General features: G+C 52.7%; 8 protein-coding genes. 4 read left to right on the top strand and 4 right to left on the bottom strand.

The genetic code is table 11. From position 1 onward, the window contains the following. The first annotated feature begins 48 nt into the window (after positions 1 to 48). From fabF to EFA69_RS06890, 4 genes are all read left to right on the top strand, one after another. A complete protein-coding gene (gene fabF / locus EFA69_RS06875) occupies positions 49 to 1,302 on the top strand; it encodes a beta-ketoacyl-ACP synthase II (RefSeq protein WP_123132366.1) in 1,254 nt (417 codons plus the stop codon). After that, positions 1,302 to 2,057 (top strand): ribonuclease III, encoded by a 756-nt coding sequence (rnc, locus tag EFA69_RS06880; protein WP_245964515.1) that lies wholly within the window; start codon positions 1,302 to 1,304, stop codon positions 2,055 to 2,057. Before fabF ends, rnc begins: the two co-directional genes overlap by 1 nt. Before the next feature lie 274 nt (positions 2,058 to 2,331). Next, entirely contained in the window at positions 2,332 to 4,188 is a 1,857-nt protein-coding gene (nadE, locus tag EFA69_RS06885; protein ID WP_123132367.1) for an NAD(+) synthase, read from the top strand. A gap of 256 nt (positions 4,189 to 4,444) precedes the next feature. Beyond that, positions 4,445 to 5,071 carry an HD domain-containing protein gene (locus EFA69_RS06890; protein ID WP_123132368.1) on the top strand — a complete coding sequence of 209 codons (627 nt, stop codon included), beginning with the start codon at positions 4,445 to 4,447 and terminating at the stop codon, positions 5,069 to 5,071. Between the two features lie 71 nt (positions 5,072 to 5,142). On the opposite strand, the gene EFA69_RS06895 is transcribed toward EFA69_RS06890, so the two are convergent. The 4 genes from EFA69_RS06895 to EFA69_RS06910 form a co-directional block, all read right to left on the bottom strand. Further along, positions 5,143 to 6,441 carry a hypothetical protein gene (locus tag EFA69_RS06895; protein ID WP_123132369.1) on the bottom strand — a complete coding sequence of 433 codons (1,299 nt, stop codon included), beginning with the start codon at positions 6,439 to 6,441 and terminating at the stop codon, positions 5,143 to 5,145. Positions 6,442 to 6,561: 120 nt separating this feature from the next. Further along, positions 6,562 to 8,991 (bottom strand): outer membrane beta-barrel family protein, encoded by a 2,430-nt coding sequence (locus EFA69_RS06900; RefSeq protein WP_123132370.1) that lies wholly within the window; start codon positions 8,989 to 8,991, stop codon positions 6,562 to 6,564. A gap of 433 nt (positions 8,992 to 9,424) precedes the next feature. Next, on the bottom strand, positions 9,425 to 11,944 hold the full coding sequence (locus EFA69_RS06905) for a TonB-dependent receptor domain-containing protein (protein ID WP_123132371.1): 2,520 nt from the start codon (positions 11,942 to 11,944) through the stop codon (positions 9,425 to 9,427). A gap of 300 nt (positions 11,945 to 12,244) precedes the next feature. Beyond that, positions 12,245 to 13,159 (bottom strand): carboxypeptidase-like regulatory domain-containing protein, encoded by a 915-nt coding sequence (locus EFA69_RS06910; protein WP_123132372.1) that lies wholly within the window; start codon positions 13,157 to 13,159, stop codon positions 12,245 to 12,247. Positions 13,160 to 13,216 lie beyond the last annotated feature (57 nt).

Consider the following 13,216-nt stretch of genomic DNA (forward strand, 5'->3'; position numbering starts at 1 on the left):
TCCAATTTTACCTAATCAATACAGGTTCTTTTCCTCTACTAGCAGCGTATGGAGCTTAAGAGAGTTGTAGTAACTGGCCTTGGTGCGCTTACCCCTCTGGGGAATACCGTCTCTGAATACTGGAACGGCCTCGTGAACGGGGTGAGTGGGGCAGCGCCCATCACTCGCTTTGATGCCTCAAAATTTAAGACCCAATTTGCCTGCGAAGTAAAGGGGTATGATCCTGAGCACTACTTTGAGCGTAAAGAGGCCCGCAAAATGGACCTCTTTACGCAATTTGCCGTTATCGTTGCCGACCAGGCAGTGAAAGACGCCAATCTGGAAGATGAGTCTTTGGACAAAGACCGTATTGGCGTGATCTGGGGCTCTGGTATTGGCGGCTTGCGTACCTTCCAGGAAGAGTGCGTGAACTTTGCCAACGGAGACGGCACCCCAAGATTTAATCCTTTCTTCATTCCCAAAATGATCGCCGACATCAGCGCTGGTCATATCTCTATCAAGTACGGGTTCAGAGGTCCTAACTTTGTGACCGTATCTGCCTGTGCTTCTGCCACCAACGCTCTAATTGACTCCTTTAACTATATCCGTTTGGGTATGGTGGATGTGGTGGTGAGCGGTGGTTCTGAGGCCGCCGTGACCGAAGCAGGTGTGGGTGGATTCAACGCCCTGAAAGCCCTTTCAGAACGCAACGATTCTCCAGAAACTGCCTCCCGCCCGTTTGACAAAGACCGCGATGGGTTTGTGTTAGGCGAAGGTGCCGCCGCCATTGTGCTGGAAGAATACGAGCACGCCAAAGCCCGCGGCGCTAAAATCTACGCTGAAATCATTGGGGGCGGTATGTCTGCTGATGCCTACCACATTACAGCTCCACACCCAGACGGATTGGGAGCCCGCAATGTAATGCAGAACGCGTTGCGTGATGCCGGTATCAAACCTGAGCAGGTAGACTATATCAATGTGCACGGTACTTCTACTCCGCTAGGAGATGTGGGAGAGGCCAAAGCTATTGAATACGTGTTCGGTGACCACGCCTACAACCTGAACATCAGCTCAACCAAATCCATGACGGGCCACCTATTAGGGGCGGCCGGCGCCATTGAAGCGGTTGCGTCTATTCTGGCTATCCAGAATGGTATAGTTCCGCCTACCATCAACCACTTTACGGATGATGAGCAGTTTAATCCAAAGCTGAACTTTACTTTTAACAAGGCTCAAGAGCGCGAAGTGAACATTGCCCTAAGCAATACCTTCGGATTTGGTGGACATAATACCTCTGTGATTTTCAAGAAATTCAGTGAGTAGTGTTGAGCCCGATTAGACCGGTCTTTAGAGCAATCCATAAATTCTTTTACAAAGACAAAGCTTTTGTAAATGCCATTACCCATATCACGGGCATGGCACCAGACAACCTGCACCTGTACCAATTGGCGTTTACGCACACGTCTTACGTGCGTCAAAACCTCAAGGGAAACCAGGAAACCAACGAGCGTCTGGAGTTTTTAGGGGATGCCATTTTGGGAGCGGTCATTGCGGAGTATCTCTTCAAGAAATACCCTTATAAAGACGAAGGTTTCTTAACGGAGATCCGGTCACGCATGGTGAACCGTGAATCTTTGAACAGCCTGGCGGTGAAAGTTGGGCTGCACTCGCTTATTAAGGTAGACAATATCTCTGGGGTAACCCGCCATAAATTCATCAATGGCAACGCTTTAGAGGCATTGGTAGGGGCCGTGTACCTAGACAAAGGCTACAAAGACACCAAAGACTTCATCCTGAAGAAACTGGTGAAACCGCACTTTGATCTGCACCAACTCACTACCACCACCAGTAACTTCAAGAGCAAACTAATTGAGTGGGCACAGGGGCAGAACCGCAGCATCCGGTTCGAGATTGTGGGGCAGAAACAGAGTGGCTCCACTACTGAGTTTACGGCCGCCGTGGTGGTAGACAATGACATCATTGCAAGCGGCAGCGGTCTTTCCAAGAAAAAAGCTGAGCAGGCGGCTGCGGAGAAAAGCATGGAGGTCCTTAAATCTACCGGCGCGATTCTTCCTTAGAACCTGTTTAGCGGCCGTTTTTCCAAAATCAGGCACAAAACGCAATCCTCTTCTCTCAACTTTCTTTACCAAATTTCCTTACATCAATCTGCTGGGTAGATAGGTCTTCCTGTCGTTTTTGGGCTGTTCAGTTTAGGGCTCTTTTCTTGGTTCTAGCAGCAAGCTTATTAGTTTTGTAATTACTCGGGTGAAGTGCGCCTCATCTGCACAAACTCCGTGTATTTTAACTTGCAAGGCTGTTCTTGCGTTAAAAAGGCCAAAACAGAACCTACCTATGAAACTTGCCGGCGCCGCCCTCAACCAAACTCCCCTGGATTGGGAAAATAACCTCCGCAACATCAAAACCGCCATTGAACAGGCCAAAGCAGAGAACGTGGACATCCTGTGCCTCCCCGAAATGAGTATTCCGGGGTACGGGTGCGAGGATCTGTTCCTGAGCGAGTGGGTGTCTGTAGAGTGCTTTGAGCGCCTGCTGGAGATAAAAGAGTGGTGCGAAGGTGTCATTGTGTGCGTGGGAATTCCTATTCGGTTGAACAACACTACCTATAACTGCGCCTGCGTCATCAGAGACAAAGAGATTCTGGGTTTTACCGCCAAACAGTTTCTAGCCAATGACGGCGTACACTACGAGCCGCGCTGGTTCAGTTCCTGGGTGCCGGATACCGTGGAGCAGTTTGAGGCCATGGGTCAGACGTACCAGATTGGGGACATTATTTATGAGCACCAAGGAGTGAAATTCGCTTTTGAGATCTGCGAAGATGCCTGGCGCAACGAGAACCGGCCCGCCTACCGGCACAAGCCCAAAGGCGTGCAGCTCATCATCAACCCCAGCGCCAGCCACTTTGCCATGAGCAAAACCGATGTGCGCTACCATTTGGTGGTAGATGCCTCGCGGCAATTTGAGTGCACGTATCTGTACGTGAACCTGCTGGGCAACGAAGCCGGCAAAATGATCTATGACGGCGAAATCATCATCGCGCAGAACGGGAATCTGCTGCTGCGCAATCAACTGCTTTCGTTCAAGAGCGTCGATTTTGAGTGTGCCGAAGTCTCTTTTGAAACCCCGCTGCCGCCGGTGGAAATGGATCTGTTGCCGGTTGACGAGAACATGGAGTTCATCTCGGCCATTTCGCTGGCCCTTTTTGATTACCTGCGCAAAAGCCGGAGCCGGGGCTTTGTCCTCTCATTAAGCGGCGGGGCCGATTCTTCTTTGTGTGCCGTGGCCGTGGCCGAGATGGTGCGCCGGGCCGTGGAGGAAATCGGGCTGGAAGAATTCGCCCAGAAAACCAACAGCCTCACGCCCGAGGAGATCGAACAATACAATCAACTAGCAAACACCGAAGTCAGGAACATACTGGTGGGTAAATTACTGGTCACCGCATACCAGGGCACTGTCAACTCCTCAGATGACACCTATCGCTCCGCGGAGGAGCTGGCCAAATCCATTGGCGCGGTTTTCTATAACTGGACCATTGACGAGGAGGTGAAAAGCTACCGGGGCAAGATTGAGCACGTCATCGGCCGCGAGCTTACCTGGGAGCAGGACGACCTCGCGTTGCAGAACATTCAGGCCCGCGTGCGCGCCCCCGGCATCTGGATGCTGGCCAACCTCCGTAACTCGCTCCTGCTGGCCACTTCTAACCGCTCAGAGGCCAGCGTGGGCTACGCCACCATGGACGGCGACACCGCCGGGAGCATTTCGCCCATCGCGGGCGTAGACAAAGCCTTCATCCGGCAGTGGCTGGTGTGGGCGCAGTTGCAGCTGGGCTATGAAGGGCTGCAGTACGTGAACAACCTACAGCCTTCGGCGGAACTGCGGCCCCTGGAGAACACCCAAACCGATGAGGAAGACCTGATGCCGTACCCGCTCCTGAACCAGATTGAGCGGCTGGCGTTCTACAACCGCCTCTCGCCGCAGCAGGTGTTTCAGGAGCTGAAAGGCACTTATCCAGATGAACAATTACGCCAGTTCATCCAGCGTTTTTACTCGCTCTGGAGCCGCAACCAATGGAAACGCGAACGCTACGCCCCCGCCTTCCACCTGGACGACTACAATGTAGACCCGCGCAGCTGGCTTCGGTTCCCAATCCTCAGCGGCGGTTTCCGGCAGGAACTGAGCGAACTGGGTTGATTTGGAGATGTGCTAATGTGCTGATTAGAAGATGTGCTGATTAGGACTTTGGTAACGCTTCTGTTTTGGGGCTGTTTTCTGAAAAGCAGACCTTAAACAGAAATTCTTGTCAACAGAATGAGCTACTATGGTGCGGAAGATACTTCCGTGCCTTGCTAAACAGTATCTGTAGGTGCCGGGGCGTTTAGGGGCTGTTTTTGAAAAAACGGCCCCTAAACGCCTTAGTGTTATCAGACAATTTTTTTGTGCAGGCTTTATGGAAAATCTGGCATGTCCGCCTTCCTTTAATACGCTGGAGCGCAAGGCGTGGGAATTTGCTGTGGCCGCCCATGGCGAGCAGCGGCGCAAATACCATAATGAGCCGTACGTGAAGCACCTGGAGCGGGTGGCCCAAACGGTAATGGTCTATGGCGGAACCACCGGCATGGTGATGGCCGCGCTGCTGCATGATGTACTGGAAGACACGCCTGTGACCGAATCCGAAATGCTGGTGTTTCTGGAGGAAGCCTGCGCCGGTTCTATTGTGAAACCCGCTGAGGTGCTGGAGATGGTGGAAGAACTCACCGACCAGTTCACCAAACAGCAGGCTCCCGGTTATAACCGGAAACGGCGCAAACAGATGGAAGTGGAACGGCAGGCCCATATTTCGGCCCGGGCCCAGACCATCAAGCTCGCCGACATCATTGACAACACCCGAGACATTTTGGAACACGATTTCAGCTTCGCGAAGGTATACATCCCGGAGATTGTGGCGCTGCTGGAAGTACTGAAGAAAGCCGAGCCGTTCAAGCTGTACCTGTTGGCCTGCTATGAGGTGCAGAAAGCGTTGTTGGCCCTGGAGGAGCGACGGGAGCGGCCTTCCTGGGAAGCGCCAGAAGCATAATTGCGTTTAGAGGCTGTTTTCCCAAAAACAGTCCCTAAACGCAATTTGCAGGGAAAGATAAATGAACAGCGTTAAGGTTTTGTCCTGAACCTTATCTCATACGAGTCCAGAGGTTTGCCATCGGTGGCCCTGAAACCACTTATCTTGAAACTGTAAGAACGGCCCGGTTTAAGGTCCACTTTATACCCATAGGATTTCATGTCTGGAGAGAAACCCACGCGGCCTACCACGGGGAACGACGCTTCTCCGCCAGAGCCGTAATCCGCTGCCTGAAAGCGCAGCATCTGGGAAGAGAATTCTAGACGTATCTCCTGCACGGTAGCGTCCAGCACACTGTCTGCCCCCGCAAAAGGAATGATGCGCGTAATAACTGGTTTTTGCGCCGCATAGGCCTTGCGCAGCTGGGCTTTGTTGAGGGGCTCCTGGTAAAATTTAGATTGGGTCAGGAAAGCTTCTACCGCGGCGTCATCGTCATACTGTAGTTCAATGATTTCTTTGATAGCCTGCTGTTTGTTTTTGGCCTGGGCATAATACGCTTTACAGATGGCATAGCCCATGAAGTAGCCGAGGTCAGGATGTGGATCGTTCCGGTTGTAGAACCAGTTGCCATCCCAGGTCTCAAACATCTCTGCCTTGAATTTCTCCTTCAGCTCAGGCAGGTGCGCCGGGCCATATTCCATGTAGGGGAGCGGCATGGTTTTGCCGGTCACCAGTTCCGTCATGAAGTCGCAGGCACCTTCCATAAGAGCAGTGCCCAACAGCATATTGCCCAAGCTTTTCTGCTGGGTGTGCACATACTCATGCACGTTCAGCGGAATCATGTTCTGGAATGGATTAGTGGAGTAGTATTGGCGCAAAAAGGTCTGTAGATTCTGGGGCAGTTCTGAGACGTCTACAGAGGAATTGCCGGTGACCAGTTCGGCCCCCACCAGCACCAGGCTGTCCTTGTATGTTCCGCTGGTCCGGAAAACCCCGATGGCGAAGTAGATGTTCGCGGGTTTGAGCGGCGGGTAGAGCTGTCGGAGTTTCTTCAGGTGCGGCTCCAGCCCGTCGGCCCCGGATTTGGCCAGTTGGGTACGGGGCCTGAGGGAGTTCCAGAATTTCGGGTATTTTCTGATGGCGTTTACCCATTCCTCGGGCTTGTAATTCCTTACCTCCCTCATGGCTTTTAGGCCGGGCGTGCCTTTATCCAGGTACAGCGTTTGCAAGTAATGCAGCTGCTTTACGCTGTCCTGAGTGGTGCGCATGCTGTCATAGGCCACCCAGAAATTGTCAACGTCGGTGGTAACAACGCGCTGCGCTTTTTTCTGCGCGAAGCCCACCGCAAGGGCGAAGAGGCTGAGGGCCAGGGTGGCGAAATATTTTTTCATGGAGGAGGTAGATAAGAGATAATAAGATCGGGATTAGGACTTAGAAAGCAAAATGCGTTTAGGGGCCGTTTTTCCAAAAACAGCCCCTAAACGCATTCTCAGGGAAGATTCAGTGCATACTTATTTTCCGCCGCCGGCGGCGTCATCGTTCTGGATGGATTTCTTCTGCCGATTGCTGGCCTGCATCTTGCCAAAGTTCCAGTCAAAGCTGATGCGCACGGTGCGGTTATAGTTGTAGTTGCGGGTAGTCTGGGTGTAGTCTCTGGTTTTAACCGTGTAGCTGTTCTCAATGGTCTGGCTGAACGGATTGGTAACCCCAAAGCTGATACTGCCCTTGTCTTTCAGGATTTTCTTGCGCACTGAGAAATTGGTGTAATAGCTGGCCCCCCATTCGCCCTGCAGCACTTTGCCACCGGAGAAGTAGCCGGCGTACACCTGACCACTCCAGCCTTTGCTGAATTCATAGCTGGTGTTCAGGTTGGCGCTGTACTGCAGGCCTTCGTTAGAGAGTGAATCTGTCTTGAGCATCTGGTAAGACAAGTTGAAACTGGGGCTGATGGTCCAGGCGGGCACCGGTTTGGTGGAGCCGGATAAACTCAGGCCGTAGGCGCGGTTCTTGGCAACGTTGTCATGCGTGATCACCAGCACATTGCGCTCCACGCCGTCAATGACCATGAGCTCGGGCCGGGCCACATTCTGGATGGCGTTGTCAGTCTGGCGCATAAACACAGAGGCATTGATAGAGGTAGTTTTAAAGTACGTGCTGTAGCCAACCTCATAGGAGTGGGTGAGCTCAGCGTCTAGGGTTGGATTGCCGCGGTAGGCGTTGTTGAAGTCCTCTAATTGCAGGAAGGGGTTCAGAATCCAGATCTGCGGCCGCTGAATGCGCTGCGTGTAACTCACCCGCACCGTATGGATAGAGTCCAGCGTACGCGACACAGACAAACTGGGAATCACGTTCTGGTACTGGTCTTTGAAGGAGCTGCGCTGCAGTTTAGCCAACTGGGTAACCGGGTCTTTCTGGGTGTTCAGGAATTGCCCTTTGGTGGCCGTGTGTTCATAGCGCGTACCCAAGTGGAAGTTGTACTTCTTCTGTAGGCTGAAGGCATAGGTGAAATATGCCGCCACCACATCCTGGTCATAGTCAAAGTTGTTGATGGCCAAAGAGTCTGCCTTGCCCGCGAAAGAGTACTGGTAGGTGTTATTGCTGATGGCATCCCGCAGAATGGTTTTAGCGCCTAACTCCAGTTTGCTGTCGTTTTTGAAGGAGCGGTTGTAGTCCAGTTGGAAGGTTTTCTCGTCGCTGGGGGCGTCATTGTCATTCAGTTGACCTTCTATAAACGCGTTCTCTGCGTTGTACAGCTGGTTGTCATACACGTCATGCGAGTTGTTGTGGTTCCACTGGGCCAGCACCGAAAGTTCATGCTGGGGCTTGAAGGTGTGGGTATAGCCGAAGTTTAGGTCAAAGCCCGAGCCGTTCCAGAGGTTCTCCAGATCAGAGTAGCGCACGGTGGGACCGGCATACGTGGTCTGCTTACCACGGCCGGTAAAGTAGTTACGGCGCATGGAACCGTTGAGGTTAAACGCATTGAGCGTGTCTGGGTCAAAAGTGACTTCGGCTTGGCCGTAGTACCCGTGGTTCAGTTGGCGTAATCCTGCCTCCTGCCTGAAAAACTCCCCGGTACGGTCGGTGGTAGTGGTGCGGCGGTTGTTGTTGTCATAGAAGCTGAGCCGTGAACTGAACCCAAACTTGCCGGTGCGGGCATTCAGGTTGCCGTTGGCGTTGTTGTAACGGCTGCCCAGAGTGCCGCCTATCTTGCCGCTCACGCCTTGCATGCTGTTCTTCTTGGTGATGATGTTGATGATGCCCGCGGTGCCTTCGGCGTCATACTTAGCCGAGGGACTGGTGATCACCTCCACGTTTTTGATGATATCGGCGGGAATTTGCTTGAGGGCCTCGGCCAGATTGTTGGCCAGTATGCTGGAAGGTTTCCCATCCATCAACACCCTAAAGTTGGCGCTGCCCCGCAGCTGCACGTTGCCCTCGGCGTCTACGGTCACGGAAGGTACTTTCTTGAGCACGTCTGAGGCGGTGGTCCCTATGTTGCTGATGTCCTGCTCGGCGTTGTACACCAGTTTGTCGCCTTTGTCTTCTACCAGCGGCTTCTGGCCCACCACCGTTACTTCCTGCAGCTTGGTGGTGTTGGAGCGCAGTTTTATGCCAGGGAATGACCACTCCCGCTGCTGGCCAGACACGCTAAAGGAAGGTAAAGTAGTAGTGGCGTAGCCCAGGTAGCTGATGGCAAGGGAATAGCTTCCGTCTGCTACTTTAGAGAAACTGAACTGCCCCTTTTCATTGGTCACAGTTCCGTCTACGGGCTTGCCGGTAGCCGTACTTAGCAGGCTTACCGTGGCAAACTCAACGGGTTTGCCGGTGGTAGAGTCTTGCACCATGCCCGTTATTTTGCCGGGCGTTTGGGCATGCGTGTGCAGCGCAAAGAAACAGATAAGACAAAGGGAAAGCAGCGCGTAAAGGGGAGACCGTCGCATATTGGATTTCTTAAGGGTAGAGGTACAGATTACAGTAAGGACTCATGGATGCCGTTAGGGGACACTCTTCCTGGGGTACCACAGGAACAGTCAAGGCAAAGGCATAAAGCAGACAGAACGGGTAATGCGCGCATGTACTTAATAGATGAAGAACAGCTCAAAGCGGTTGCCTCCCTATTCAATTATTTTCTGTTTTTATGCTATTTCCGGAAAAAGAGGCTCTAAACGCCCGTGCCTCCCGGTAAAGGAAGCCATAGCGTAGCCGGAAGATTAGCATAAGCGGGTAAATGGGCCGTTGAAGGTAGGCCGGTACTAATGGGCTAAAGACAAGGGATTTTCCCAGGGGTTGCACCTGAACGGAAGTTTATTTCACGCTCCCAAACAAAAAAGGAGCACCCGTGGCAGGCGCTCCTTTTTTATTTGGGAATAGTGATTAGTTAGATTCGCCGCCCTTGGCGTCATCGTTCCGGATGGAGCGTTTGCTGCGGGGCTGCTGTTTCATGTCCATTTTCCCGAAACGGTACGAGAAACTCATCCGCACGCCGCGGTTGTAGTTCAGGTTCTCGGTGTACTGCGTAAAATTGTCGTTCTTCAGGTCTGAGGTGAACTTGATGCCTTTGGAGAACGGGTTGTCTACGCCCAGGGTCAGGCTGCCTTTTTTCTCCCAGAGCTCCTTGCGTACGCTGAAGCTGGAGAAGTAATAGCCCGAGAACTTACCCTGCACGCTAGGCCGCGGCGAACTGTACGACCCGAATGCCTGTACCGCCAAGCCTTTGCCAAAGTCATAGCCCGAGTTCAGGTTAAAGCTGTACTGCATGCCCGAGTTGTTCTGTAACGTGCTCCGCAGCGTGATGTAATTAAGGTTCATGCTGCCGCCCACGTTCCATTTGGGCACCGGCTTGGTGTTCCCCGAAAGGCTCACACCGTACGTCGCGTTTTTCCCGATGTTCTGATACGTGGTGTACGCCACATCCTCCTGCTGCCAGGTTCCGGCCACAATGGGGAGGTTACCATCCCGGCCCACAATCCGGCGGATGGATTCAATGGCGTTGTTGGTCTGGCGCAAATACAGCGAGAGGTTGATAGAGCTGGTCTTGAAATAATTGCTGTAACCCAGCTCATACGCGTGGGCCAGCTCCGGCTCCAGCTCCGGATTCCCGAACGACACGTTCTTGGCGTCAATGATATTCACGTAAGGGTTCAGGTACCAGATCTGTGGGCGCTGGATGCGCTGCGTATAACCCACCCTGAACGTCTGGCTTTTGATGGTTCTGGATACCAGAATGTTGGGGATGAAGTTGGCGTAACTGTCGGTGAAAGGGTCTTGGGCGGGCCGTATGTACTGGCCATCAATGTTGGTGTACTCAAAGCGGGCCCCGGTTTTCACGTTGTAGTTCTTGAGCTTGAAGCCGTAGGAAGCGTAGGTGGAGTATACGTCCTGGTCATAGGTGAACTCGTTGGGGTCCAGTTCCTCGGTGCCGGTGGAGTACCGGATGCGGCGGTAAAGCGCGTCACTTTCGGCGCGGCGCAGAATGCCTTTGGTGCCAATCTCCAGCTGGGTTTTGTTCTGGAACGGGTGCACGTAATCTATCTGGAACGTGGCCTCGCGGTTGGTGCCTTCGTTGTTGTTGCGCAGCAGCGTATCCAGCACCGTTTCCTGGTTTAGGAAAATGTCCTGGTTGTTGATTCTGGTGTTGTTCCCTTTGTTCCACTGGGCCAGAACGGAGAGTTCCTGCTGCGGTTTGAAGATATGGGTGTAACCCATGTTCAGATCCACAGACTGGTTTTTGTTTCGGCCCCAGCCGAAGTTGTCAATCTGCTGCGCCAAATCAGGTGCGTTCTGGAAGGACTGCTGGATTCCTCGGTTATGATAACTGCCCTGGTAGAGGCTTACGCCGGCCGTCACGTTGTTGGTGGAGTCAATGTCCAAGTCAAAACCGGCCTGCCCGTACACCCCGCCGCCCCGGCTTCTCGATTCTCCGTTCTGAGTAAGGTTGCTTTGGTAAGCCTCCGCACCGGTGCCGTACGTGACGGTCCGTTCCAGCAGGCTCTCATTGCGGTTGTTGAACTGCTGGTGCGTGCCCATGCTGGCGTTGAACCCCACTTTGCCCCGCCGCACGTTCACGTTGCCGTTGCCGTTAGCGGTCCGGTTACCTACTGAGATAGTTGTGCTCCCGTTCACGCCGTATAGGGTGTTCTTCTTGGTGATGATGTTGATGATGCCGGCGGTGCCTTCGGCGTCATATTTGGCCGAGGGGCTGGTGATGACCTCCACCGTTTTGATCATGTCTGAGGGAATCTGGCGCAGGGCATCGGCCACGCTGTTGGCCATGATACTGGACGGTTTGTTGTTGATGAGCACCCGCACGTTAGAGGAGCCGCGCAACTGCACGTTCCCGTCCAGGTCTACGCTCAGAGACGGTACTTTCTTGAGCACGTCTGAGGCGTTACCGCCAATGTTGGTGATGTCCTGCTCGGCGTTGTAGACCATGCGGTCCACTTTGTCTTCCACCAGTGGTTTTTCGCCCACTACCGTCACTTCCTGTAGTTTGTTCTGGATGGGTTTCAGGATGATGCGGCCTAGCTCAATCTCCGGGTCTTTCTCTGAAACTATGATGCCAGTACGGGTAAAACTCTCATAGCCAATAAAACTCACCGACACAGAGTAACTCCCGAAGGCCACGCGCGACAACGTGAAACGGCCCCGGTCATCGGTGACGGTGCCGTCTACGGGTTTGCCAGTGGCAGAATTAATCAAGGAGATGGTGGCAAATTCTACGGCCTTGTTGGTGGAGGAATCGGTGACTACGCCGCTAATTTTGCCGGTAGCCCGCTGAACACCTCCGCCCGGAGCTGTGGCCGTAGAGGGAGTAGGGGCATGGGAAGGCGCCTGAGCATGTACAGAAGACACTGCCGCCCAACACAGGAAAGCAATCAGGAAAGAATGACGCATGAAGAGGGTTTGTAGAGAGATTAAAGTATAAGTAGGGGTAAGATATTATAAACCGAATAGTAATTTTTTATACTGGAAAGAGCTGCTGTTACGCAGTTCTAGAAAAGTGAGGAAGAAGGATAAAAGCGAGGCGGAAAGAAGGCACTGTCTATAATTGATAAAATTCTTTTGATTGAATAAGCGTTTTCTGGCAAAAGACAGCGCAAAAAGGAAAAGGTTGCTTCTGTTTATTTGGCCATTCTGTTTTGAAGGTATTTTCCGAAAAGTAGCTTAAATATAAACTATTTTTTTAGTTATAGCTTAATTTTCTTGCTGCACCTCTACGTTCATGCCCATGCCCACGGCAGACCATTTATCCCATTTCGCCTGGCTGGCATCTTTGTAGAAACTGGTATGAAAGCCAGGCATGGAGGCGGCAATAGTGAGGCTGTTGTTCTGGGTTCTGGGCGCGCAGTCAATCCATTCCAGAGCTATCGCGAAATCCTGGTCTACATACATGCCATAGGGCTCCAGGTCAACTTGCAGCCAGCCTTTTTTCTGGTTTTTAACCGTATAAAGAATATTGGTGGGAGTGATGTTTTGGGCCGGTTTTCCGTCTTTAAGCATGTAAATCTTCACCCTAAGTTTTACCTGATCATATTTGTTGGAGGTGAGACAGAAATTGAGTTTGCTTAGGAAAGAAGGCTTAGGGCCGTTGTTGATCAGAATGCCCAGCTCGCGGCCCAGGTTTTCCTCAATAGGGCGCTGGAAAACCCCGAAGTTATGGTGGAAGAAGGTGATGGGCCCGGCATGGCCGCCTAGTGTTTTATTCTTCCATTTCCTGGTGCCCACTTTTACCTCGGCTAGCTGCACCGGGGCCGGAGTCAGGGTAATGGTGAGCGCATTTTGGGCTGTTTGGCTGACCAGCAGCTCTTCGATGTTCAGTTCTTGGGCCTCATACCCAATGGCGGAGATTCTGAGCTTCTTGGTGCGTTGGGCAGCCGTCACGGACAAAGAAAACCGACCGGCCTCATCAGAAACGGTTCCCACGGCTTCCTCCAGAATTCCTATACTGGCGTACGCAATGGCCTGACCAGAACCGCCGCCAGCGATCACCTTACCGGAAAGAAGTTCCTTTTCAGGGTGCTGATAGCGGGAAGCAGCCTGCCCGGTGAAGGGAGCACAGACCATTGCCAGCAGGACAACCGAGGCAAAGGCATTCAGAAGATAGATCATAACAAGGGGGACTTTGTGCGGGAAACCAGAAGCAGGAAATTCAATAGAGGCGAACCA

The sequence above is a fragment of the Rufibacter immobilis genome (assembly GCF_003721565.1).
In the GTDB taxonomy this organism is placed as follows: domain Bacteria; phylum Bacteroidota; class Bacteroidia; order Cytophagales; family Hymenobacteraceae; genus Nibribacter; species Nibribacter immobilis.